Origin of the sequence: Gordonia sp. CPCC 205515, assembly GCF_048537925.1 — a bacterium.
In the GTDB taxonomy this organism is placed as follows: Bacteria; Actinomycetota; Actinomycetes; order Mycobacteriales; family Mycobacteriaceae; genus Gordonia.
Map to the genome: position 1 here is coordinate 317,468 of NZ_JBCLVJ010000002.1, position 23,949 is coordinate 341,416.

Annotated in this window: 21 protein-coding genes; 8 read left to right on the forward strand and 13 right to left on the reverse strand. The window is 66.2% G+C overall.

What is annotated here, in order from left to right; translation table 11 throughout:
* Window positions 1-3: 3 nt before the first annotated feature.
* The 4 genes from AAFP30_RS01750 to AAFP30_RS01765 are packed head-to-tail and all read right to left on the reverse strand — an operon-like array spanning window position 4 to window position 4,620.
* Window positions 4-645 (reverse strand): LutC/YkgG family protein, encoded by a 642-nt coding sequence (locus AAFP30_RS01750; RefSeq protein ID WP_419228102.1) that lies wholly within the window; start codon window positions 643-645, stop codon window positions 4-6.
* A complete protein-coding gene (locus AAFP30_RS01755) occupies window positions 645-2,171 on the reverse strand; it encodes a LutB/LldF family L-lactate oxidation iron-sulfur protein (protein ID WP_419228103.1) in 1,527 nt (508 codons plus the stop codon). Before AAFP30_RS01755 ends, AAFP30_RS01750 begins: the two co-directional genes overlap by 1 nt.
* Window positions 2,168-2,908 (reverse strand): (Fe-S)-binding protein, encoded by a 741-nt coding sequence (locus AAFP30_RS01760; protein ID WP_419228637.1) that lies wholly within the window; start codon window positions 2,906-2,908, stop codon window positions 2,168-2,170. Before AAFP30_RS01760 ends, AAFP30_RS01755 begins: the two co-directional genes overlap by 4 nt.
* Complete coding sequence (locus AAFP30_RS01765) at window positions 2,905-4,620, reverse strand: L-lactate permease (RefSeq protein WP_419228104.1); 1,716 nt, start codon at window positions 4,618-4,620, stop codon at window positions 2,905-2,907. The genes AAFP30_RS01760 and AAFP30_RS01765 overlap by 4 nt, the downstream gene beginning before the upstream one ends.
* 166 nt (window positions 4,621-4,786) lie before the next feature.
* On the opposite strand from AAFP30_RS01765, the gene AAFP30_RS01770 reads away from it, so the two are divergent.
* On the forward strand, window positions 4,787-5,554 hold the full coding sequence (locus AAFP30_RS01770; protein ID WP_419228105.1) for a FadR/GntR family transcriptional regulator: 768 nt from the start codon (window positions 4,787-4,789) through the stop codon (window positions 5,552-5,554).
* A 4-nt stretch (window positions 5,555-5,558) separates the two neighbouring features.
* Here AAFP30_RS01770 and AAFP30_RS01775 read toward each other — a convergent pair whose 3' ends face one another.
* On the reverse strand, window positions 5,559-6,062 hold the full coding sequence (locus AAFP30_RS01775) for an acyl-CoA thioesterase (RefSeq protein ID WP_419228106.1): 504 nt from the start codon (window positions 6,060-6,062) through the stop codon (window positions 5,559-5,561).
* A gap of 136 nt (window positions 6,063-6,198) precedes the next feature.
* Between AAFP30_RS01775 and AAFP30_RS01780 the strand changes: the two genes are divergently transcribed.
* Window positions 6,199-7,428: a cation:proton antiporter gene (locus AAFP30_RS01780; protein WP_419228639.1), complete on the forward strand. Its 1,230-nt coding sequence runs from the start codon at window positions 6,199-6,201 to the stop codon at window positions 7,426-7,428.
* A 42-nt stretch (window positions 7,429-7,470) separates the two neighbouring features.
* Here AAFP30_RS01780 and AAFP30_RS01785 read toward each other — a convergent pair whose 3' ends face one another.
* The 3 genes from AAFP30_RS01785 to AAFP30_RS01795 all read right to left on the reverse strand — a co-directional run bounded on the left by AAFP30_RS01785 (window position 7,471) and on the right by AAFP30_RS01795 (window position 10,572).
* Window positions 7,471-7,785 carry a transglycosylase family protein gene (locus AAFP30_RS01785; RefSeq protein WP_419228107.1) on the reverse strand — a complete coding sequence of 105 codons (315 nt, stop codon included), beginning with the start codon at window positions 7,783-7,785 and terminating at the stop codon, window positions 7,471-7,473.
* A gap of 304 nt (window positions 7,786-8,089) precedes the next feature.
* Window positions 8,090-8,284 carry a YbdD/YjiX family protein gene (locus tag AAFP30_RS01790; RefSeq protein ID WP_419228640.1) on the reverse strand — a complete coding sequence of 65 codons (195 nt, stop codon included), beginning with the start codon at window positions 8,282-8,284 and terminating at the stop codon, window positions 8,090-8,092.
* A 5-nt stretch (window positions 8,285-8,289) separates the two neighbouring features.
* Complete coding sequence (locus AAFP30_RS01795) at window positions 8,290-10,572, reverse strand: carbon starvation CstA family protein (protein WP_419228108.1); 2,283 nt, start codon at window positions 10,570-10,572, stop codon at window positions 8,290-8,292.
* A 131-nt stretch (window positions 10,573-10,703) separates the two neighbouring features.
* On the opposite strand from AAFP30_RS01795, the gene AAFP30_RS01800 reads away from it, so the two are divergent.
* On the forward strand, window positions 10,704-12,995 hold the full coding sequence (locus tag AAFP30_RS01800) for a glycoside hydrolase family 3 C-terminal domain-containing protein (protein ID WP_419228109.1): 2,292 nt from the start codon (window positions 10,704-10,706) through the stop codon (window positions 12,993-12,995).
* A gap of 179 nt (window positions 12,996-13,174) precedes the next feature.
* Here AAFP30_RS01800 and AAFP30_RS01805 read toward each other — a convergent pair whose 3' ends face one another.
* Window positions 13,175-14,512, reverse strand: a complete 1,338-nt coding sequence (locus AAFP30_RS01805) for a cytochrome P450 (protein ID WP_419228110.1) — start codon at window positions 14,510-14,512, stop codon at window positions 13,175-13,177.
* Window positions 14,513-14,618: 106 nt separating this feature from the next.
* Here AAFP30_RS01805 and AAFP30_RS01810 point away from each other — a divergent pair, with 106 nt between their 5' ends.
* The 3 genes from AAFP30_RS01810 to AAFP30_RS01820 all read left to right on the forward strand — a co-directional run bounded on the left by AAFP30_RS01810 (window position 14,619) and on the right by AAFP30_RS01820 (window position 17,855).
* Window positions 14,619-15,218: a TetR/AcrR family transcriptional regulator gene (locus tag AAFP30_RS01810; protein ID WP_419228111.1), complete on the forward strand. Its 600-nt coding sequence runs from the start codon at window positions 14,619-14,621 to the stop codon at window positions 15,216-15,218.
* A 233-nt stretch (window positions 15,219-15,451) separates the two neighbouring features.
* Window positions 15,452-15,988, forward strand: a complete 537-nt coding sequence (locus AAFP30_RS01815) for an AAA family ATPase (protein WP_419228112.1) — start codon at window positions 15,452-15,454, stop codon at window positions 15,986-15,988.
* Window positions 15,989-16,298: 310 nt separating this feature from the next.
* Window positions 16,299-17,855, forward strand: a complete 1,557-nt coding sequence (locus tag AAFP30_RS01820) for a DUF222 domain-containing protein (RefSeq protein ID WP_419228113.1) — start codon at window positions 16,299-16,301, stop codon at window positions 17,853-17,855.
* Window positions 17,856-18,083: 228 nt separating this feature from the next.
* On the opposite strand, the gene AAFP30_RS01825 is transcribed toward AAFP30_RS01820, so the two are convergent.
* Window positions 18,084-19,523: an MDR family MFS transporter gene (locus tag AAFP30_RS01825; protein WP_419228114.1), complete on the reverse strand. Its 1,440-nt coding sequence runs from the start codon at window positions 19,521-19,523 to the stop codon at window positions 18,084-18,086.
* Window positions 19,524-19,594: 71 nt separating this feature from the next.
* Between AAFP30_RS01825 and AAFP30_RS01830 the strand changes: the two genes are divergently transcribed.
* The gene (locus tag AAFP30_RS01830; RefSeq protein WP_419228115.1) at window positions 19,595-20,206 is read left to right on the forward strand and encodes a TetR/AcrR family transcriptional regulator; all 612 of its coding nucleotides are present in this window, start codon (window positions 19,595-19,597) and stop codon (window positions 20,204-20,206) included.
* Between the two features lie 42 nt (window positions 20,207-20,248).
* Window positions 20,249-21,046, forward strand: a complete 798-nt coding sequence (locus AAFP30_RS01835) for an enoyl-CoA hydratase (protein WP_419228116.1) — start codon at window positions 20,249-20,251, stop codon at window positions 21,044-21,046.
* On the opposite strand, the gene AAFP30_RS01840 is transcribed toward AAFP30_RS01835, so the two are convergent.
* The 3 genes from AAFP30_RS01840 to AAFP30_RS01850 form a co-directional block, all read right to left on the reverse strand.
* The gene (locus AAFP30_RS01840) at window positions 21,047-22,189 is read right to left on the reverse strand and encodes an acyl-CoA dehydrogenase family protein (protein WP_419228117.1); all 1,143 of its coding nucleotides are present in this window, start codon (window positions 22,187-22,189) and stop codon (window positions 21,047-21,049) included.
* 18 nt (window positions 22,190-22,207) lie between these two features.
* Window positions 22,208-23,443, reverse strand: coding sequence for an acyl-CoA dehydrogenase family protein (locus AAFP30_RS01845; RefSeq protein ID WP_419228118.1), 1,236 nt, complete (start codon window positions 23,441-23,443; stop codon window positions 22,208-22,210).
* Window positions 23,444-23,610: 167 nt separating this feature from the next.
* Window positions 23,611-23,904, reverse strand: a complete 294-nt coding sequence (locus tag AAFP30_RS01850; protein ID WP_419228119.1) for a YiaA/YiaB family inner membrane protein — start codon at window positions 23,902-23,904, stop codon at window positions 23,611-23,613.
* Window positions 23,905-23,949 lie beyond the last annotated feature (45 nt).

Consider the following 23,949-nt stretch of genomic DNA (forward strand, 5'->3'; position numbering starts at 1 on the left):
CCGCTACTCGCGCACGATGATGACGTGCAGGGTCCGCGGACCGTGCACGCCCTCCACCCGGTCGAGTTCGATGTCGCTGGTGGCGCTCGGACCGCTGATCCACGTCTGCGGGTGCGTGTTCGCGCCCGATTCGACCAGTCGCGCAACGGCTTCCGGTACGTCACTGACGATCTGATCGGCCGCGACGATGCACACGTGCACATCGGGTACCAGGGATACGGCCCGACGGCCTTGCCCGGCACCGTGATCGAGCACGATGGTGCCGGTGTTGGCGATCCCCACCGCGGCGGTGGTGACCACGGCGCCGGCGGCGTCGAGATCGTAGGGGGAGAGCGCGTCGTCGCGCAGCCAGTCGATGCCATCGGCGCCGACCAGAGTACGCACCGCGTCGTCGCCGATGACCCCGCCGGTCACGCCGTCGAGTGCGGCCTGCACAGAGGCGGCCAAGACATCGGGCGCGACCTGCTCCACGACCGCCCGGTAATCGGCCACCCGCTCGTCGAACCGGTCGATCAACCCCAACTCCCCGGTGGACACCGCCGCACCGTAGGCCCAGTCGATCGGGGTCTCGGTGACGTCGGGGTCGGCGACGTCGGCGATCGCGGTGCGGACCCGGCCCAGGATCTCCTCGCGTGCTCCGCCCATCACTGTTCTCCCTTGGTCGAATCCTGCTGTCCGCGTTCTTTCTTCCACCAGTCGCGGAAGGTCTGCGCCGGTGGCACCGGCGTGTCACGAGCCGACGCCCACCCCGTCATCGGCCAGGGGAGTGCGCCGATGGTGGTGCGGTTGCCGAAGAATCGGTTGCTGAATTCGGCTGCCTTCTGCGCCTTTTCGAGCCGCCGGTGGTCGTCGAACAGCCACGCCCCGGCCTTCATGGCCGCAGCCTCGGCGCTTGGAATGCCACCGCGGTGCTCGTCGACGACCCGAGTCCGCAAGTGCACCAGGATGTCCGGGATCGGGATGCGCACCGGGCAGACGTCGAAGCAGGCGCCGCACAGACTCGACGCGTACGGCAGCGACTGATCGACCTTGGAGCTGGTGCCACGCAACTGCGGGGTGAGGATCGCGCCGATCGGACCGGGGTACACCGATCCGTAGGCGTGTCCGCCGGCCCGCTCATAGACCGGACAGACATTGAGGCAGGCCGAGCAGCGGATGCAGCGCAGCGCCGCGCGACCCACCTGATCGGCCAAGACCTGGCTACGGTTGTTGTCCAGCAACACGATATGGACGTTCTGCGGTCCGTCACCCGGGGTGACGCCGGTCCAGATCGAGGTGTACGGGTTCTCCCGTTCGCCAGTGCTCGAACGCGGCAACACCTGCAGGAACACCTCCAGATCCGACCACGTGGGCAGCACCTTCTCGATGCCGACCACCGAGATCAGCGTCTCCGGGAGGGTCAGGCACATGCGGCCGTTGCCCTCGGATTCGACGACGACCAGGCTGCCGGTGTCGGCGATCGCGAAGTTCGCGCCGGAGATGCCGACCTTGGCGCGTAAGAACTTCTCGCGCAGGTGAAGTCGAGCCGCCTCGGCCAGCCGCTTGGGTTCGTCGGTCAGATCTTCGGGAGCCGGCCTACCAACCTCCTTCATGCGGCGCAGGAAGATCTCGCGCACCTCGCTGCGGTTGCGGTGGATGGCGGGCACCAGGATGTGACTGGGCCAGTCGTCGCCGAGCTGCACGATCAGTTCAGCGAGATCGGTTTCCCAGGCGTCGATCCCGGCGTCGGCCAGCGCCTCGTTGAGTTCGATCTCCTGGGTGGCCATCGACTTGACCTTGACCACCTCGTCGGTGTTCTGCGCGCGCACCAGGTCGACGACAATCCGGTTGGCCTCCTCGGCATCCCGCGCCCAATGGACCGTGGCGCCCGCCGCCGTCGCCTTGGCCTCGAACTCCTCGAGGTAGGTGTCGAGGTGCCGTAGCGTGCGGTTCTTGATGGCTTCGGCGGCCAGCCTCAACTCCTCCCAGTTGTCGAGTTCGTCGACCACCGCGGCCCGCTTGGTCCGGATGATCCCGGTGGCGTGGGCCAGGTTTCGGCGCTGGGTGGTGTTGGCCAACTCCTCGCGTGCGGCGGCCGGGAACTTCGGCATACCGACGAAGGTCGCGGTCACCCCGACATGTGGGTGCCCGGTGGGATGGGTGCCCGGCGCTGCGGCCGATGTGGCGGTCATGCCAACTCCTTGTCGGTCGAGGCCAGGATCTCGGCCAGATGCATCGTGCGGACTCCCGACCGTTCCCGCGACATCAGCCCGCCGATGTGCGCGAGACACGAATTATCGCTGGCCACAAGAACTTCAGCCTTGGTCTCCTTGACGTGGGTCACCTTGTCGCCGCCCATCGCCACTGATACGTCGGCGTTCTTCATCGCGAAGGTGCCGCCGAAGCCGCAGCATTGGTCGGCGGCGGGCAGCTCGACAAGGTCGATGCCCTTGACGTTGCGCAGCAACTGCAATGGTTTGTCGGCGACCCGCAGCATGCGCAGCGAATGGCACGTCGGGTGATAGGTGACCCGATGCGGGAAGTAGGCGCCGACGTCGGTGACGCCGAGTTTGTCGACGAGGAACTCGGACAGTTCGTAGACGCGCGGCGTCATCTCGTCGACCGCCCGTCGCAGACCGGGATCGCCTGCACGGTCCGCGATTCCCGGATGCTGATGACGCACCGATCCGACACATGAGCCCGACGGCGCGACCACAGCGTCGTAGTCGGCGAACACGTCCACGAACTTGCGAACGCCGGGGATGGCTTCCTCGGCGTAACCGGTGTTGGTGAACATCTGCCCGCAGCAGGTCTGTTCGACCGGGAACTCGACGTCGACGCCGAGTCGTTCGAGGAGCAGCACGGTGGCCTTGGGGGTGTTGGGCCACATGGTGTCGTTGAAGCACGTGGCGAACAGCGCGACCCTCATGACGGAATCATCCACGACAGGATCGTCGACTGCAGGCCGACGAGCAGACACAGGACGATGAGCAGGCCGACGCTCCACAGGATCACCTTGCGGAAGATCTCCGACTCCCGCCCGAGCAGACCGACGGAGGTCGCCGCGATGGTGAGGTTCTGCGGACTGATCATCTTGCCGACCACGCCGCCGCTGGTGTTGGCGGCGACCAGCAGTGTCGGATCGATGCCTGCCTTCTCGCCTGCCGCCTGCTGCAGCGTCGCGAACAGGGCGTTGGCGCTGGTGTCCGAGCCGGTGACCGCGGTGCCCAGCCAGCCGAGGACGGGCGAGAAGAACGCGAAAGCCGCTCCGGCGCCGGCGATCCAGGTGCCGATGGTGATGGTCTGGCCGGCTTGATTCATCACGTAGGCCAGTGCCAAGACCGAGGCGACGGTCAGGATCGACCAGCGCATCTTGTAGACGTTGCGGCCCCAGATCTTGGCCGCCTCTGCCAGTGACATGCGGTAGACCAGGGCCACGATCACGCCGGAGATCAGCAGCAGGGTGCCGGGCGAGGAGAGCCAGCCCAGGGTGAACTGGGTGGAGGTGGATACCTTGCCGGTGGCGGTCGCGATGTTGCCGTCGAGGCCGGGCCACCCGAAGACAGCGTCGGTGTCGGTGAGGAAGTCCTTCACCGGCGTCAGCAGCTTCGCCAGTGCGAACACCACGACGACGAGCAGGTAGGGGAACAGTGCCATGAGCGTGCGTTGCGCGCCCAAGGGTGCGGTGTCGAGTTCGGCGCGTTCCGCGACTGCGGTACCACCCGTCGACGGCCTGGTACCCGAACCACTTCCGCCGGTCGTGTCGCCGATGGCATCGACCTCGGCCGTGCGCTCGGTGAGCAGACGTTCCCGTGCGTCGGCGCCTCCCGTGGGCTGCCAGAACCGCAGCATGATGACCGCGGCGGCTAGCGCGACCAGTGAGGCGATGATGTCGGTGAGTTCGACCGACAGGTAAGTGGCGGAAAACCATTGGGCGACACCGAAGACGACGCCGACCACGATCGCGATCGGCCACACGTCCCGCAGTCCGCGACGGCCGTCGGCGATCAACACCAGGAAGCAGGGCACGAAGGCGGCCAGGAACGGGGTCTGGTGACCCACCATCGCGCCGATGTCGTGGTAGTCGATGCCGGTCAGCTTGCCTGCGGTGATGATCGGGGTGGCGATCGCGCCGAAGGCGACCGGCGCGGTGTTTGCGAGGAGCACCACCGCGGCGGCGCGCATCGCGGTGAATCCGACGGCCATCAGCATGACACCGGTGATGGCGACGGGTGCACCGAATCCGGCCAACGCCTCGAGGAGGCCGCCGAAACAGAAGGCGATGATGATCGCCTGAATCCGCGGGTCGTCGGACACGTTGTTGATCACGCGTCGCAGATCCTCGAAACGTCCACTGGCCACGGTCAATTCGTAGAGCCAGATCGCGTTCACCACGATCCACATGATGGGGAAGATGCCGAAGACGAAACCTTCGGTGCCCGAGAGCAAGGCCAGGTGTACCGGCATCTGATAGGCGGCGATCGCGACGATCAGCGCGACCAGCAACCCGGTCAGGCCGGCCCAGTGGGCTTTCCACCGGAGGAAGCCGAGGGTGATGAAGACGGTCAGCAGGGGGAGGACTGCGATGACGGCGGACCAGAAGAGGCTGTCCGCGATCGGGTCGAGGTCGGGTATGTACATGAATCACCGCCGTGGGGTCGTGGCGTGGACTCGGCCGGGGCTGTAGCCGAGTGGCTTGGGGTCGATCCTGGTTGGGTCAATCAACGTGTGGTCTGACCACACGACGTACGGTAGGGTGATTGGCGTCACGTGTCAACACCTGGCGCGTTTTGAAAGGCTGTCGACTATGACTGTTGAGTCCTCTGCGCCGCCGTCGTCGTCGGGCGACGGGTGGCAGCCCGTGGCGCGGGCCCGCACCTACGAGCTGGTCATCGACGCCATCGAGGAACAGATCCTCGCCGGCACCCTGCGGGTCGGTGACGCGCTACCGCCCGAACGCGAGTTGGCGGCGAGACTGCAGGTCAGCCGTCCGGCCGTGCGCGAAGCGCTGCGGGTGTTGGAGGCGCAGGGCGTGCTGCGTTCGGCGACCGGCAGCGGCGCGGGAGCGGGGACCTTTGTCGCGGCGATGCCGGGCGAGGCGTTGAGCCGTTTCCTGCGACTACACATCGCGCTGGCGAACTTCGAGCTGGCCGAGATCATCGAGGCCCGGGTCACCCTCGAGTGTTCCAGCGTCGCACTCGCCGCCCGGGCCACTGATCCCGAGCGGCTGGTCGACGTGCGTGCGGCCATGGCGCGGATGGAGGCCAACGACACCGATCGCGAGCAGTTCAACGACGATGACACCGCCTTCCACACCGCGATCGCCGAGGCCGGCGGCAACCGTCTCGTCACCGCTCTGACGGTCGCGATCCGAAACGCCTTGCGCGCGAGCATCCTCGACGCGTTCCAGGAGATCGACGACTGGTCGGCGCTTCGGGACGAGCTGATGGTCGAGCATCGCGCCATCCTGGCGGCGATCGAGGCCGGGGATGCTTCGCGGGCATCGCACCTGGCCGAACAGCACATCCGCGACAGCTACGAGCGTCTGCCGTTGTTGCACGGCACCAGAGACTGACGGGTTACTGCGCCTCGCGCAAGGCGGCTCGGCGGGCTTGCGCCTCCCGCTGACGACGCAGCTGGGTATCGGAGCGCGGCACGAGCTGCGGCACCGCGCACGGACGACCGTTCTCGTCGGTGGCGACCATCGTGAAGTAGCAGCTGTTGGTGTGCCGCCGTTGCCCGGTGAGGACGTTCTCGGTGTCGACGCGGATGCCGACTTCCATCGAGGTGCGGCCGGTGTAGTTGACCGAGGCCCGCAGGGTGAGCAGTTCACCGACGCGAATGGGTTCGCGGAAGATGACCCGATCCACCGATAGGGTCACCGCGTAGTGCCGCGAGTAGCGGCTGGCGCAGGAGTACGCGACCTGGTCGAGCAGCTTGAGCAGTGTGCCGCCGTGGACGTTGCCGGAGAAGTTCGCCATGTCGGGGGTCATCAGCAGCGACATGGACAGGCTGATGCGTTCGTCGGGATCGTCGGTGGTCGGCTCGGTGACGAGGTCGGTGTCGCCGTCGGCGGTGGTCATCGGATGCTCCCAACAGGGTCGGTTTGCCGTGTTCCTCACCTTTGCACCTACTCGCGGGTCACGTCGGTCGGAGCGGAAAATGTCACAGCCGTGCCGCGCAGGACCACGTCGATGATCCTGTGCCAGGATGACGGACATGATGGTGCTCGCCGACGCGGCGGCAGGGGAGACGTCGGCGATCGTCTCACTGTTCTGGATCACCGTTGCCATCGTCGCGGCCCCGATCATCGCCCGGATTTTGCGCGGTTACGTACCCGATGTCGTCGTGCTCCTGATCCTGGGCATGATCGTCGGTCCGTTCGCGCTCGGCTGGGCGTGGCCATCGGACGTGGACATCATCAGCCAGCTCGGCCTCGGCATGCTGTTCCTGCTCGCCGGTTATGAACTCGATCCCGATCTGGTGCGCGGCAAATCCGGACGCGTCGCCCGCCTCACGTGGTTGGTGAGTCTGGCGTTCGCGCTGTTGGTGATCACGCTGGCGGCCGGTTCCGAGGACTTCACCGCGCGGATCGCCGTGGCGATCGCGGTGACCTCGACCGCGTTGGGCACGTTGCTGCCGATCCTGCGGCAATTGGGTTTGCTGGGTAAGCCGCTGGGGCGTGCGGTGATGGCGCACGGAGCGGTGGGTGAGGTCGGCCCGATTCTGGCGATGTCGCTGTTGCTCACCAGCCGCAGCATCGAGGCCGCGGCGTTCGTGCTGGTGCTTTTCGGGATCGCGGCCGTGCTGATCTGGGCAGTTCCGCGACGAATGCTCGATCGCATCCCGGGAATCGAGCAGACCATCGGGAGAATGGCCGGCGGGACCACCCAGATGCCGGTGCGCATCGTGGTGCTGCTGCTGGTCGCGTTGATGGCCGTCGCCGCCGAGTTCGACCTCGACGTGGTGCTCGGCGCGTTCGCGGCCGGACTCATCCTGCGCGAGTTGCTCGGTCCCGAACACCCACAGGTCGGTCGGTCGCTGGATGTGATCGGCTACGGCCTGTTCATCCCGGTCTTTTTCGTCACGTCCGGCATGGCGATCGATGTCGACGCAGTGCTCAGTCGCCCGTGGATGTGGGTGTTGTTCGTCGTCGCCATCGTCGTTTCCCGCGGGGTACCGGTGTGGGTGAGCGAGCGTTTCGTCCCCCACGGCCTCAATCTGCCGTCGGAGCCCGAGCGGATACAGCTCGCGCTCTATGCGTCGACCGGATTGCCGATCATCGTCGCGGTCACGCAGTTCGCCACCGATGCGGGGCTGATGGGTCAGGGTCTGGCGTCGACATTGGTCGCCGCCGGCGCGACGACCGTGTTGGTCTTCCCGATGCTCGCCAGGTGGGTCGGGTCGCGGGCGGACCGAAAAACGGCGAACGCCGGGCCGACGCAGTAGTGCGTCGACCCGGCGTTGCAGGCTGAATCAGCCGGCGAGAATCTACAGATTCGCGCCGCAGGTCGGCCAGGCGCCGGGGCCCTGGCTGGCCAGGACGTTCTCGGCGACGCGGATCTGCTCTTCGCGCGAGGCGTTGGCCGCGCTGCCGGAACCGCCGTTGGCCTCCCAGGTGCTCTGCGAGAACTGCAGGCCGCCGTAGTAGCCGTTGCCGGTGTTGGTGCCCCAGTTGCCGCCGCTCTCGCATGCGGCGACGGCATCCCAGTTGTGGGCGGATGCCGTGCCGGCGAACGCGGCGAGGGGGGCAACGGTCAGGGCGCCGACGATGCCGGCGCGCATAGCGATCTTCTTGATGCTCATGGTCTTCGTTTCTCCTATCGCCGCCCCGTAGTGGGCTGGGCAGCTGATCTTCGAACCGAGAACGACCGTACAAGGCGATAACGGATTGGTCACGCTATGGCGGCGGCCGGCGACGTTTGGATAACGCGATGATAACGGCCGCTGAATCCTGTGAAGTCCCTGCGCATCGCGGCGTGTCGCACCCCGGGCGCGCCGTTAGTGTGCGTCACGAAAATGTGACGCAGAACACAGGGTTTTTGTGCGGTACGTCACCGATTGTGACGTGCAAATCCGCGTGAAAACGACTAATGACGTCGATGTGGTTTCAGCAGCACCGGGCTCCTGGATTGTGATCCTGTGCGGCATAACGAGATTGCCAGTAGTCGCGTTCGGACAGGATCGGCTCGCCAGGGTGTCTGGTCGACTGATGGGCCCGGTAGCGATCGTAGTCGCGGTCGCCCATCAGCGAGCCGACGTACCAGCCGACCGTCGAGCAACCCTGTCGCAGCGTGGCGATCACCGAGTTCAATGGGCACCTCGCGCGGGTGTCGGTGCAGCATCTGGGTGGGTGGCGTAGTACTCGTCCCACTCCTTCTGTATCTGCTTCTCCGCGGGCGTGGCGATCAGTCCCTTCGGGCCGAAGATCGCCGAATCGACCGGCTCCTCCTCGGTGGTCGGCAGGCCCCCGCGCCGGAACGCCTGGATGCAGATGATCAGTCCGACGATGAACACGATGAGCACGAGCACCGCGAAGATGATCGACAGCGTCCCCTGGATGAAGGTGTTGCGAATGACCGCGTCGATCTCCTGCGGTGTCTTCGCCGTCTTGAAGGTCGTCAGCCCCTGATCCTTGGCGTCGACGAAGGCCCGATGCTGCGACCAGTAACCGATCGACGGGTTGGACGAGAAGATCTTCTGCCACGACGCGCTCATCGTCACGATCACATCCCAGATCAGTGGCACGCCGGAGACCCACGCCCACTTGAACTGACCCCGTTTCATCAGGATGACCGTGACCACGGTGAGCGCGACGGCGGCCAGCAACTGATTGGCGATACCGAACAGGGGGAACAAGGTATTGATGCCGCCGAGCGGGTCGGTGACACCCATCAACAGGATCGAGCCCCATCCTGCGCAGACGATGATCGTGCAGATCCACGCACCGGGGCGCCAGGACGGGTCCTTGAACCGCCCGGCGCCGGGCAGGTTGCCGATGCCGTCGGAGAGCATGAAGCGCGCGACGCGAGTACCGGCGTCGACGGTGGTGAGGATGAACAGCGCCTCGAACATGATCGCGAAGTGATACCAGAACGACCGCAGCGACTCGCCGCCGATCGCCTCCTGCAGGGTGTCGGCCATCCCCATGGCCAGTGTGGGTGCTCCACCGGTCCGCGAGACGATGGATTCCTCGCCGACGGCTTGGGCCGCCTCGGTGAACTTCTGCGCCGTCGCCGGGTCGCCGGGCAGGCCGAGGCCATTGACATAGTCTGCGGCACCCTCTGCGGTGCCCTTGGTCAGCGCGGCCGGTGCGTTCATCCCGAAGTAGATGTGCTGGTCGAGGATGCAGGCCGTGACCAGCGCCATGATCGCGACGAACGATTCGGTGAGCATGCCGCCGTAGCCGATGATGCGTGCCTGTCCCTCCTTGGCCAGCATCTTGGGGGTGGTGCCCGAGGAGATCAGGGAGTGGAACCCCGATAGTGCGCCGCACGCGATGGTGATGAAGAGGAAGGGGAACAGTGCTCCGGAGAACGCCGGACCCTTGCCGTTCCACGCGAAGTCGCTCACCGCGGGCGCTTCCATCACCGGTCGCACCAGCAGGATGCCGATGGCGAGCAGGGCGATGGTGCCGACCTTCATGAACGTGGACAGATAGTCACGCGGGGCGAGCAGCAACCAGACCGGCAGGATCGCGGCGGCGACACCGTAGATGATCAGCGCCCAGCTCAGGAACACCGGGGAGAGGCTGAACCAGTCCTGGCCCCAGGCGGATTCGCCGACGTAGCGGCCGGCGACGATCGCGCCGAGCAGCAGCACGACGCCGATCAGGGAGACCTCACTGACCCGACCGGGCCGTAGGTAGCGGAGATAGACGCCCATGAACAGGGCGATCGGAATGGTCATCGCGATGGAGAAGACGCCCCACGGGCTGTGCGCCAGGGCGTTGACCACGACCAGCGCGAGCACCGCGATCAGGATGATCATGATGACGAAGACCGCGACGATGGCCGCGGTGCCGCCGACCCGGCCGAGTTCGTCGCGCGCCATCTGTCCGAGGCTGCGTCCGCGGCGGCGCGTCGAGATGGCCAGCACGAGATAGTCCTGCACACATCCGGCGAACACAGCGCCGATGATGATCCAGATGGTGCCGGGTAGGTAGCCCATCTGCGCGGCGAGTACCGGTCCCACCAGGGGACCCGCGCCGGCGATGGCGGCGAAGTGGTGTCCGAACAGCACTCGGCGATCGGTGGGCATGTAATCGCGTGCGTTGTCGAGGATCTCGGCCGGTGTGGCGTGATCATCGCGCGGTTTGATGACGTTTATCTCGATCATGCGCGCGTAGAACCGATACGCGATGACGTAGGTACACACGGCGGCGAGCACGAACCAGACCGCGTTCACGTTCTCGCCCCGGACGAAGGCGACGATCGCCCAGGAGATGGCGCCGATGAGGCCGATCACCGCGAACAGGATCTTCTTGCCGGTCGTCATCGGCGACCGATCGACGATCGCCACCGGTGGGCGGTCCGGATCGGTCGAGACGTAACTGATGTTCGGGTCCTCGGCACGTGCATCGGTAGCCGTCATCTGCGACCTTCCTCGACTCGGGAGTGTGGCCCGGGCCACTATACGCCCGGACATGTGGGCCGTTGCGGGCCCCTCGGCGTGAACTTGCCGAGTTGGCATACACCGGAACGGTTTTGCGGCACGCTTGTGACATGACCGATACCACCAGTGCTCCTTCGGGGTCGTCGACGGCGGCTCATCCGGCCAACCACCGCACTCGCGCCGCCGAGATCGTCAAGCGTCTGAGCAGCGCCGACAAGGCGGCGCTGACCACCGGCGCGTCGTTCTGGTACACCGTCGGTCTGGACGACGAGGGGGTGTCGCCGCTGATGCTGACCGACGGCCCGCACGGCATCCGCAAGCAATCGGGTAGCGCAGATGCGTTGGGTATCAACGATTCGGTCCCCGCCGTGTGTTTTCCGCCGGCTGTTGCGATGGCGTCGTCGTTCGATGCCGATCTGATCGAGCGGGTCGGGGACGCGCTCGGCGTCGAATGCCTGGCCGAGGAGGTCGGGGTGCTCCTCGGGCCCGGGGTCAACATCAAGCGGTCGCTGCTCGGCGGCCGCAATTTCGAGTACCTCTCCGAAGATCCGTTTCTGACCGGACGGATGGCAGCGGCACTCGTGCGGGGTGTACAAGCCCACGGCATCGGTACATCGGTGAAGCATTTCGCGGTCAACAATCAGGAACACGAACGGCTCCGGGTCAGCGCCGACGTCGACGACCGTCCGCTGCGCGAGATCTACCTGCGCGCCTTCGAATACATCGTGCGGACCGAACAACCGTGGACCATCATGGCGTCGTACAACAAGATCAACGGTGTCTACGCCACCGAGAACACCTGGTTGCTCACCGAAACCTTGCGTAAGCGTTGGGGTTTCGACGGTCTGGTGGTGTCGGACTGGATGGCCGTCGACAATCGGGTGGCCGCGTTGGCCGCGGGCGTCGATCTGGAGATGCCGTCGAGCGGCGACGTCGGACCGGGCGCGGTGCGGGCGGCGATCGCCGACGGCCGCCTCGGTCCCGAGCATCTCGATGCCGCTGCGCAACGCGTGGTGGAGCTCGCGTTGGCCGCCGGGGAGAGTGGTCTTGATGACGCCACCTATGACCGGGAGGCGCATCACCAGCTTGCCCGCGAGGTCGCCCGACGGTGTGCGGTGCTACTCAAGAACTCCGATGTCGACGGAACGCCGGTGCTGCCGCTGACCGAGTCGACGCGGGTTGCGGTGATCGGGGAGTTCGCCCGGACACCGCGCTATCAGGGTGGCGGTAGTTCCAAGATCAACCCGTTCCGGCTCGACTGCGCGCTCGACGAGATGCGGGCGCTGGCGGTCGCCGAGACGGTGTCGTTCGCGCCCGGATTCGTCGTCGGAGCAAGCGAATCCGACGCCGCCCTGGTGGACGAGGCGGTGGCTGCGGCGGCCGCGGCCGAGGTCGCGGTGCTCTTCCTCGGACTCGGCGACGACGACGAATCCGAGGGCTTCGATCGCAGCGACTGGAGGTTGCCTGCGTCGCAGCTCGAGGTGCTCGCACGGGTGGTCGAGGCGAATCCGCGGACGGTGGTCGTACTGTCCAACGGCGGTGTTGTCGACCTCGCGGAGGTGGAAGCGGCGCCGGTCATCCTCGAGGGCTGGTTGCTCGGGCAGGCCGGCGGCGGCGCGATCGCCGACATCCTGTACGGGCACAGCGATCCGTCCGGGCGGCTGGCCGAGACGATCCCGCTCCGGCTGTCGGACAGCCCGGCCTTTCTCGACTTCCCCGGCGAGAAGCTCCACGTGCGCTACGGCGAGGGAGTCTTCGTCGGCTATCGCTGGTACGACGCCCGCGACCTGGCCGTCCGCTACCCGTTCGGACACGGGTTGTCCTACACCACAATCGAATTCAGTGACCTGACGGTGGCGGACACCGACGACGGGTTCGTCGTCGAACTGACCGCGGCCAACACCGGCGCCCGCGCGGGCCGGGCGATCGCGCAGTGCTATGTCGGCCTCGACACCTCGGTGGTGGCGCGGGCGCCCCGCGAACTCAAGGGGATCGGCGTCGCCGACCTGGAACCCGGTGCGCGCCAACGACTCCGCATCGAGATCACCCGCAGTGACCTCGCCTACTGGGATCGGGCGACCGACGACTGGAGTGTCGAGGCGGGGGACTACCGCGTCGAGATCGGTGCGTCGAGTCGTGATATCCGACTGACCACCACCGTCTCTGTCGCCGGCGACGGGGCGACGGCACCACTCGGTCGGTCGTCGACGCTCGGCGAAATCCTCGACGACCCCACTGCAGGCCCGGTCCTCCGAAAACGCGTCGCGGCAACGATGGGCATAGACGATCTCGATCCGACGATGCTGATGCTGGTGTCGTCGTTCCCACTCGGCCGGATCGCGCCCATGCTCGGTCTCGACGCCGCTGCGCTGGATGAGTTGTTGGGGTCGGTGGAGCACTGAGGAGGCCGTTTTGATCCCTAGGTGCGAGGCGCCGCCGTTCCCCACGATCCTGAGCAGCGAGGCCCAGCCGTTCCCTACGATCCCTGAGGTGCGAGGCGCCGTCGTTTCCTACGGTCCCTGAGGTGCGAGGCGCCAGCCGAGCCACGAAGGGCACGTGACCCACACCCGAAACCCAGCACTCAACCAGAAGCATAGCGCCGCACCGTAATCCGCCCACCCCGCCCCGGCGCGGAGGCCACACCGCGCGAATGCCAGCGTTCGGCAGGGGCGTTGGTGGCTTCGATGGTGACGGTGCGTAACACCGTGCGCAGCACGATATCCATCTCCATGTGGGCGAACGCGGCGCCGATGCAGCGTCGCGTTCCGCCGCCGAAGGGGAGCCACGCCGCACCGGGTTTGGTGCCGAGGAAGCGGGAGGGGTCGAATCGTTCGGGGTCGGTGAACTCGCGGCTGTCGTCGTGCAGCAACGAGATGGCGACAAGGACGTTGTAGCCCTGAGGGATTCGGTAGGGTCCGAGCTCCACCATGTCCGCGACCACGCTCCGGCCGGCGAAATCGATCACCGGGCGTGCGCGCTGGGTTTCCAGGATGGTCGCGGTGCGGAGGTCGTTGTCGTCGGTCGCGGCCTCGGCGGTGAGATCGGCGAGCAGGGCCGGATGCCGGGAGATGCGTTCGAACGCCCACGCCAGGCTGGTCGCGGTGGTCTCGTGGCCGGCGACGAGCAGGGTGAGGAGTTCGTCGGCGATGTCGGCGTCGGTCATGGCGGTGCCGTGGTCGTAGCGGCTCGCAATCATGAGTGCCAGGATGTCGTCGCGCTCCTCGAGTCGGGAGTCGTTGCGCGTCTTGGTGATCAATCCGGCGATCAGCGAGTCGTACTGCGTGCGATAGGCGTCGAAGCGTCGTCGGGGATCTCGTGGGCCGAGCGGGACGGGCAGGTCGGGGAGGGTGGCCAGGCGGGATCCCGCCGTCACCATCGGCGGGATGAGTGTGCGTAACGAATCGAGGTCGTCGTCCTGGGCGCCGAATACCGTGCGCAGGATGACGTTCAGCGTGATCCGCATCATCGGTTCGAGGGTCCGGAGTGGGCGTCCGGCGGGCCATGACCGGATCTCGGCCAGCGTCTCGGCCTCCACGACCGCCTCGTAGCCTTTGATGCGTTTGCCATGCAGCGGTGGGGTCAGCAGTTTGCGGCGTCGACGGTGATCGGTGCCTTCGAGGGCGAACACCGACCCCGTGCCGAGGATTCGTCCGAGATGGGGGTGGACGTTGTGCACCACCTCGGTCGATGTGGTGAACAGTTGGCGGGCCAATGCCGGATCGGCGAGGATCACCACCCGGCCGAACAGTGGGATGTGAATGGTGAAAGCCCGGCCGTGGCGGCGGGTCAGGTGTGCGAGCATGCTTCGCCGCGCGGCGACGAATCCGAGACCCTGCACCACCACGGGTAGACGGGGACCCGGTGGGAGTGTCGTGGGCAGATGGTCGGCGTCGAGCAGGTCTACATGCGGTGAGTTCATCGGACCAGCACTCTTTCCAGGTCGGCCATGCGGTACGTGTGTGTACCACCTGACGGTACGCATGCGTACCGCCGACGGCAAGGGTGCGCGTCGTATCGTGTGAACTGTGTCCGAGGCCGTGGTGTCGCAACAGGTGTCGCCGGTGCGCCGACGTCTGCTGGATGCCATGACCACCTGCCTCATGGGCCAGGGCTACCGCTCGACGACCGTGGCTGACATCGTCCGCGTCGCGCAGACCTCGCGGCGCAGTTTCTATCAGGAGTTCGCGGACAAGCAGGCGTGTTTCGTCGAACTGTTGCGGACCACCAACGAATCCCTGGTGTCCGCGATCGTCGCCGGCGTCGACCCCGACGCCGAATGGAAAGTGCAGATTTGGCAGGCGGTGCATTCGTATGTGGAGGTGTGTGAGAAGCATCCGGAAGTGACCTGGAGCTGGATTCGGGAACTGCCGGCGCTCGGCGACGACGCCCGCGAGATCCAAGTCGAGGCGATGGAGTCGTTGATCGCGGTACTGGTGCCGCTGACGGCGACGCCCCGCATGCACGCGGCCGGCATCGCGCCGATGTCGCATGCCACCGCGGTGATGATCTGGGGCGGCATCCGCGAACTCGCCGCATCCGCGGTGGAACACGATCAGCCGCTGTCGTCCATCGTCGAACCTGCCGTGGCCGCGTGTATTGCGTTGGTGGGAGCCAATATCAATTGACCTGTCATCTTGCAGGACATCGGTGACACTTACGCATCAGGACACCGGTGACAGAGTGGGTGGTCTTGGTGGTGACACTTCATCACCAATGAGTCGGTGTCCGTGTTGGCGCGACCCCCGACAGGCACCTGACAGCATCTAGTTCCTGATGCGCTCTCGTCAGGTCCCCGTCCGCAATCTGTGAAGTCGCAGCTGAGTACGAGAGGAGAGGTCGAGGAGTGAGTGGTCTAGTCGTGATATCTGGTTGCTCCGGTGGCGGTAAATCGACGCTCTTGCGCGAACTCGCGCGTCGCGGCTACCGCACCGTTGACGAACCCGGCCGGCGGGTTGTCGAACACGAGCTCGCTACCGGCGGCAACGCGTTACCTTGGGCCGACGCACCGGCCTTCGCCAACAATTGCGCCAACCTTGCCGCCGCTGACATTGCCGCCGCGTCACATACGCCGGGTCCGTCATGGACGTTCTTCGATCGCGGCCTGGTAGACGCTGCGATCGCAATCCGTCACTACACCGGCACGGATGCGACGATCAGCCTCGACGCCTTGCGCAGCTACCACCACCGCGTGTTCTTCACACCGCCGTGGGAGGCGATCTGGTCCACAGACGACGCTCGCAGACATTCACTCGCCGAAGCAACCGCAGAATACGAGCGCCTCACCTGCGGTTACAAAGAACTTGGCTACCAGATCACCGTCCTGCCGCGCACCAGCGTGAACGACTGGGTTGATCAGACCCTGCGCGAACTACACGCCCAGCGCACCCAGGCTTAGAGGTCCTCCTCCTGCGGGCGGCGCGTCCTTCACTGGTAAAGGCTGAAGGAAACTGTAAAGGTCGTTTTCCGCGGGTGGGGTGAGGCGGTGAGTCAATACGGCCGCATTCAACGCTCAGTTTGTGGCCACCAAGACCACGCCGTCACCGAAGTCCTGACACGCCAACTGTCACCAATGTCCTGATGCAGAACCTTCACCGATGTCCCGATGCATCACACCATGTCAATTGACGGTTCACCCCTTGCCTCGAACGTTTGTGCGAGGTAGGCTATCGAACATCAGTTCGAGACACTTGAGGGGGTGAGGCTCGATGACCAGCGGTGAGGGTGGTGCGGAGATCGTCGGGCTGTACCGCGAGCTCGACGAGTTGGTGGACCGCATTGTGGCTGCGGAGAGCACCTCGGCGTCGCACGACGAGGTGCTGGCGGTCGCCGAATCCCATGAACGCTCCGCACGGCGGTTGGCCTATGTCGGGTTGCGGCGGGTGATGGATTGCTCGGATCGCGGGGTCCCGGAACGTGAGGGATTTAGTCGGCTCACCGACTTCATGGTGTTGCATCTGCGGATCACCGATCCGGGTCGGCGCCGCAAGTTGATGGCAGCGTTGTTGTCGATGTACTCGTTGACCGGGGAACTCGTGGACCCGAAGCTGCCGAATCTTGCGGCGGCGTTCGCCGAGGGGGCGATCGGTCCCGAGCATGTGTTGACGGTGATCAAGATTCTCGACAAGATCCCGACTGGGGTGGAACCCGAGTTGCGGGACAAGGCCGAAGAGGTGATGGCCGGCTACGCCCGCGACCATGAGCCCAAAGAGCTGATCGTGCTGGGTGCCGAGTTGTTGGGGCACCTCGACCCCGATGGCACCCTCACCGACGACAAAGACCGGGCGCGGCGCCGCAGTCTCGAACTCTCGAAGCAGGACGCCCAGTTGATGAGCACCCTGGAAGGACATCTCGATCCGGTCACCCGGGCCCTGCTCGATGTGGTGTTCGCGGCGTGGGCGGCTCCCGGGATGAACATGCCCGGAGATCCGGACTCGCCGCAGGGCAGCCGCGATGACGTTGACATCGAGGTGTTGAAGAAGGCGGCCGAGCGGGACTACCGGACTCCGGCGCAACGTAATCATGATGCGTTGCACGCACTGTTGGATGCGGTCGTCAACGGCGGCGTCCTCGGTAAATCCCATCGGGGGTTGCCTCCGCATCTGATCATCTCCATCACCGACACCGCCCTGCGCGAACAGGCCGGGGTGGCCACCACCGCCAGTGGTGCGCTGCTGCCGATCTCGGATGTGATCGAGTTGGCCGCCGAGGCGCAGCAGCACTTGGCTGTTTTCTCCGGGCACAGTGCCGAGCCGCTGTATCTGGGTCAGGCCAACCGGTTTGCCAATCAAGCACAGCGGTTCATGTTGTTCGCCCGGGACGGGGCGGTGTGTACGTGTCCGAATTGCACGCAGCCGTTCACTCATCTCGAAGCTCATCATGCGGAGAAGGATTGGGCGCAGGGCGGGTTCACCGATGTCATCGACCTGGCAGGTGCGTGCGGCAAACACAATCGGATGGTCGGGGACAAGCCGGGTCAGTGGTCGACCCACATCATCAAAGACGGCCCCGATGCCGGGCGTCCCGCGTGGGTGCGTAACGGGCGTGACGGGCGGCGGGGGAAGCCGCGGGTCAACCGCAACGGGATCGTCGGTGCGGAGTTGGCCAGCCGGTTGCGGGAACGGGACCGGCCACCGGACAAGGAGAAGAACTCGCGGACAGTCGAATCCGCGCCCAGTACCGGACCGCCGGTGAAGCCCGAAGAGCGACGACGCGTGCCGCGGTTGATTGCGTCGGGATGGGCGGTCAACACCCTCGAGCTGTAACCGTCCCCGCTCCCTGAGGAGGTCCGGAGCGCTAGCGGAGGGCCGTCTCCTCCCGCTCCCTGAGGAGGTCCGGAGCGCTAGCGGAGGGCCGTCTCGAAGGGTCATGGAGGGTCTCTCACCAGGCCCTTCGTGGCTCGTCGCTAACGCTCCTCACACCTCAGGGAGCGGTCGTGGCTCTTCGCTAGCTGTAACACCCAGGGATCGGTCGTGGCTCGTCGCTAACGCTCCTCACACCTCAGGGGCCGGGGTGGGGGCGGTTGCTGCGGGCTTGGCCGGCAAGGCCACGCAGATGACGATCGCGACCACGGTGAAGCCGACCGCCCACCAGAACGCGACGTCGAAGGCATGCGCACGATCGGCGAGGCTGTGGGCGCCGGCGACGCTGGACTCGAGGATCACCGCCAGCAACGCGGTGCCGAACGCGCCGCCGACCTGCTGGGCGAGGCGGGTGATGATGCTCGCGTGCGGTATCTCGGCGCGGTCGAGGCCGATATAGGCGACCGCCATCACCGGGATCATCACCGCGCCCATCCCGAAGCCGCGGACCAGCAGGACCGCCATCAGCCACCATTGGCTCGTGTCGGCGTCGGCGAGCGCGAACGGGATGGTCGCGGCACCCATGATGACGAACCCGACGGTGGCCACCACGCGGGCGCCGATGGCATCGGTGTACTTGCCGGCCAGGGTTCGGCTCAGCAAGGCGCCAACGCCCTGCGGAATCAGTAGCAGCGCCGCCTTGAGTGCGTCGGTACCGTGCACGATCTGGAAAAACAACGGCAACAACAACATCGAACCGTACAGCGAAGCGCCGGAGAGGAACAGTACGGCCGACGACGAACCGACCGAACGGCGTGCCAGCAGGCTGACGTCGACGAGGGCGGTCGCCGGGCGCCGGGTCGCCCACACGACGAACGCCGCCAGCAGGGCGATGCCCAAGAGGATCGGCAGCCACGCGTCGGTCCGGGCGAAACCGCCGTCGCCGTGCACGTTCGAGAGTCCGTAGAGGATGCCGACGAGGCCGGGGGAGGCTAGGAGTAGGCCGACGGTGTCCAGTCGCGCCCGTCCGGTGGGCTCGTCGGCCGGGAGGAACTTCCACGCCAACGCGAAACCGATGACGCAGAACGGCACGTTCACCCAGAACAGCCATGGCCAGTCGCCCCAGTTGAGGATGATGCCGCCGACCACCGGACCCAGGATGGGGCCGAGGGCGGCGGGCAGACTGACCATGGCCATCAGGCGACCGAGATTGGCCGCACCGGGCACCTGCTGAATGGCCAGGGTGGCCATGAGTGGCATCAGGATTCCGCCACCGACGCCCTGGACGACGCGAAAAGCGATGAGGCTGGTCGCATTCCACGCGAGGCTGCACGCGATCGAGGCGACCATGAACAACACCAGACCCGATAGCCATAGGCGTTTACCGCCGAAGCGGGCCTGCGCCCAGCCGACGACGGGGATGGTGACGCCGAGCGCGAGCAGGTAACCGGTGCTGACCCACTGAATGGTCGAGACGCTCACGTTCAGATCGCGGGCGAGGGTGTCGAGGGCGATGCTGACGATCGTCGAGTCGAAGATGACCGCGATGCCGCCGACGATCAGCACCATCGCGGTGATGATCGCCGAGCGTGGGATCGGGGGAGCCGCCGGAGCGCTGCTCGTCGGAGTCATGGAAATCCCTCTCACGCAAGAAACACTTGTGTATCTAAACGCAGAGTACGCCGCCGCGATAAGATACACAAATGATTCTTGAGGCGGATCGGCCGCGACGCCGGCGAGGCCAGGAACTCGAGGACGCCATCCTCGATGCGGCCTGGGCGCAGCTCGCCGAAAACGGCTACGCGGGGTTCACCATCGAGGCCGTCGCCGAACGCGCCGAGACCTCCCGGCCGGTGATCTACCGACGGTTCACAGACCGAGCCGACCTGGCCGGCGCCGCCATCAAACACGCAATGAACCGGGTGCCCAGAGATGACCCGCCCGACACCGGGTCGCTGCGCGGTGATCTCCTCGCCTACCTCGCGCGGGCCAATGATCATCGTGGTGAGATCGGGTCGTTGCTGGTGGCCGTCATCAGTGCGTACCACGCCGAGACCGGTCGCTCGTTCGCCGAATTGCGGGAGGAAGCATTCGGCGAGCGGGCCGGACGATCGATGGACATGCTCTTCGATCGTGCTGTGGCGCGCGGCGAGGCCGATCCGGCGCGGCTCACGCCCAGGGTCCGGGCGGTGGCCTTCGACCTCTTCCGGCACGACCTGATGATGACCATGGCGCCGCTGACCGAGGAGGCGATGGCTGCGATCGTCGACGAAGTGGTCCTTCCGTTGGTCACTCCGCGTGCTACAACCGACTGAGTGAGCGGGCAGCACAGATCGACGACCGGTGAGGAGACCGTCATGTCGCAGGATTCGGTAGATACCGATTCGAAAGCCATCGAGGTCGAGGTCGACGCGCCGCTGGGGGTGATCACCCTCGCCGAGGCCAAGCGGCGCAATCCGTTGTCGGCGACCACGATGGGCGCGATCACCTCGACCTTGCAGCGGTTCGACGCGGACCCCGCGGTGCGGGTGATCGTGATCCGCGCGCTCGGGCCGGCGTTCTCGGCCGGTCACGATCTGACCGAACTCGTCGACCGCACCCTCGACGACGAACGCGCGATCTTCGCCGCGTGCACCGAGATGATGGCCGCCGTACACGCCGTGCGGCAACCGGTGATCGCCGAGGTCGCGGGCATCGCTTTCGCAGCCGGATGTCAGCTGGTCGCGACCTGCGATCTGGCGGTGGCCGGAGAATCGGCCAGGTTCAGCACGCCGGGAGTGAAGATCGGACTGTTCTGCTCGACGCCGATGGTCGCGTTGACTCGCGCCATCGGACGCAAGCGGGCGATGAAGATGCTACTCACCGGTGATGTGATCGACGCCGCGACCGCCGCCGACTGGGGTCTGGTGAACGACGTCGTACCTGATGCCGAATTATCTTCTGCGGTGACTGATCTCGCGACCAGGATCGCGTCGTCGAGTGCCTCGACGCTGGCCATCGGCAAGTCTGCCTTCTATCGGCAGATCGATCAGAGTGAGCCCGACGCATACGCGATCATGGGCGAGACCATGGCCACCAACGCCATGACCTGCGATGCCCAGGAAGGCATTTCGGCCTTCCTGGGCAAACGGCAGCCGGTGTGGACCGACTCGTAGCTACTGCGTGTGTGCCGCGAAACGGGCCAGATGTGCGTCCGCTGAACCGAATTCGTATTCGATGACGGTGAGTCGTCGGAAGTAGTGGCCGATGGCCAGTTCCTCGGTCATGCCCATGCCGCCGTGCAGCTGTACCGCGTTCTGGCCGATGAATCGTGCGGCGCGGCTGATGGTTGCCTTTGCCGCGGACACCGCGGCCGCTCGCTCCGCGGGTGCGGCATCGAGGTTCAGAATCGCCAGATACTGTGCGGCGACGGACTGTTCGAGCTCCATCAGCATGTCGACCATGCGGTGCTGCAGCGCCTGGAAGCTGCCGATCGGCACACCGAACTGCTGGCGCTGCTTGGCGTACTCGACGGTGTCGTCGTGCACCTTGCGCATCGCGCCGACCGCTTCGGAGACGACCGCGGCGGTCGCCTCGTCCCACGCCAACTCGAGTTCGGGCAGTGCCGCGCCCTCGGTGCCGATGAGGGCATCGGCGGGCAGTCGCAGGTCGCTGATGGTGATGTCGGCGGCACGTCGATCATCGACGGTGCGCACCGCCTCCATCGCCAAGCCCTCCGGCGCGCCCTCGGTCAGGTCGACCAGGAACAGTGAGATGCCGTCGCGGTCGCCGACCTCGCCGGCGGTCCGAGCGGTGATGAGCAGGTAGTTCGCCAGCGGTGCGGTTGTGACAACGGCCTTGGTGCCGTTGAGAATCCAGCCGTCGTCGTGGCGTTCGGCCCGGGTTGCCACGCGATTGAGGTTGCCGCCCGAGGTGTCCTCCAGTGCGGCCAGCGCGGAGAGCGCGGTGCCCTCGGCGATGGCCTCGGCCACGGCGCGAGCGCGCTTGTCGTCGAAGCGAGCCAGCAGTCGCGCGCCGAGGATCACGGTGTCGACGAAGGGTTCGACGACCAGCGCATGACCGAGGGCCTCGGTGACCACCATGAGTTCTCCGGCGCCGCCGTCGGCGCCACCGATCGACTCGGGGAGCACCGCGCCGATGACCCCGAGATCCTCGGCGAAGGCCCGCCAGATCTCCGGTTGCCACCCGTCGCCGATCTTGGCGACGTCGCGGCTGGTGTTGAGGTCATAGCGGGTGTCGAGGAACTTGCTCAGGCCGTCGCGGAGCAGTTGCTGTTCGGGGGTGAGGGTGAAGTCCATTGTGAGTTTCCTGTTCTCTCAGCCCAGTCCCAGTGCGGCCTTGGCCAGGATGTTGCGTTGGATCTCGTTGCTGCCCGCGTAGATCGAGCCGGCACGGTCGTTGAGGTATTTCAGCGGCGCTACGGCCTGCCACGGATCGCCGCTCACGTAGCCGTCGGCCGGCGGTACGTACTTGTCGATCGGGCCGCCCGGCTTGGTGGCGTGCGGCTGGTAGACGCGTCCGTGCGGTCCGGCAGCCTCGAGGCTCAGCTCGGTGATCCGCTGGCTCAACTCGGTCCCGAGCACCTTCAGCATCGACGCGACCGGCCCGGGATCCTTGCCGGAACTCATCGTCGCCAGCGCTCGGTACTCGAGCACCTCGAGCACCTTGGCGCGCACCCGCGCGTCGGCGAGCTTCTGCACGAAGGCCGGGTCGTCGCTGAGCGGACCGCCCAGCGGGCCGGTCACCGTCGCGGCGTGTTCGGCCACGTTCTCGGCCATCACCTGCAGGGCGGGCGCGACCGCGCCGCCGCCGCGTTCGAACACCAGCAGGTACTTCGCGACCGTCCAGCCGTCGTCGATCGTCCCGAGGACGTTCTTCTTCGGGACGCGCACACCGTCGAAGAAGACCTGGTTCTGGACTTCCTCACCGGAGGCCATCACCAGCGGCTGGACCTCGACGCCGGGGGCGGTCATGTCGATGAGCACGAACGTGATGCCCTGCTGCTTGCGTTCCTGCTTCGAGGTGCGCACCAGGCAGAAGATCCAGTTGGCTTCCTGCGCGTGGGTGGTCCAGATCTTCGATCCGGTGACCACGAGATCGTCGCCGTCACTGACCGCGGCCATCGACAGCGACGCGAGGTCGGATCCGGACTCCGGCTCGGAGTAGCCCTGGCAGAAGAAGACGCTGCCGTCGAGGATGCCGGGCAGGAAGTAGTCCTTCTGCTCCTGCGTGCCGAACGCCATGATCGCGTGCGACACCATGCGAATCCCCATGGGCGACAACGACGGCGCTCCGGCGAGGATCGACTCGCGGCTGTAGATGTAGTGCTGGGTGAGCGACCAGTCGCAACCGCCGTGCTCAACCGGCCATGCCGGGGCCGCCCAGCCGCGCTCGTGCAGGATGGCCTGCCAGGTCATCGACGCCTCGTGATCGGCGTACACGCTTGTGCTGAGGCGGCCCGCGGCCCGCAGTTCCGGCGTCAGCTTCTCGTCGAGAAAGCTCCGCACCTCATCGCGGAAAGCGATGTCGGCATCCGACCAGGTCATGTCCATCGGGCTGTCACCCTGCCTTGCGTCCGGCCATCAGAAGCGATGGCATATCAAATATATGTGAGCTCTAGGCAGAGTACGTCACCGACGGCGAAGAACGAAAGAAGGCGTCCGCAGCACTCTGGTGAACGCTGCGGACGCCGGGTGGATGAAGCGGTGAAGTGTCGAGCTCAGGCAATGCGGGTGAACGGGTCGTGCTCGGCCATGATCTTGTCCATCCGCGCCTCGTCGAGACGATTGCGGACGGTGGTCTGCTCCTGCCGATCGCGCACCACCTTGGCCAGGGTGAAGGTGCTCGACGTCAGAAAGAGCAGGGTGATGCCGAGGAACCCGCGCTGCCACGGGTCGATCGGCAGGTAGAAGATGCCGACAACGGCGGTGGCGAGGCTGATACCGAAGGCGATGGCGGCCTGCAGGAAATAGGCCGCGGTGGTGGGGGTCTGGGGGATCTCTTGGTTGCTCATGGCACCTACTGTCGCCCAGTGCGACCCCCACCACATGCGGGTGAT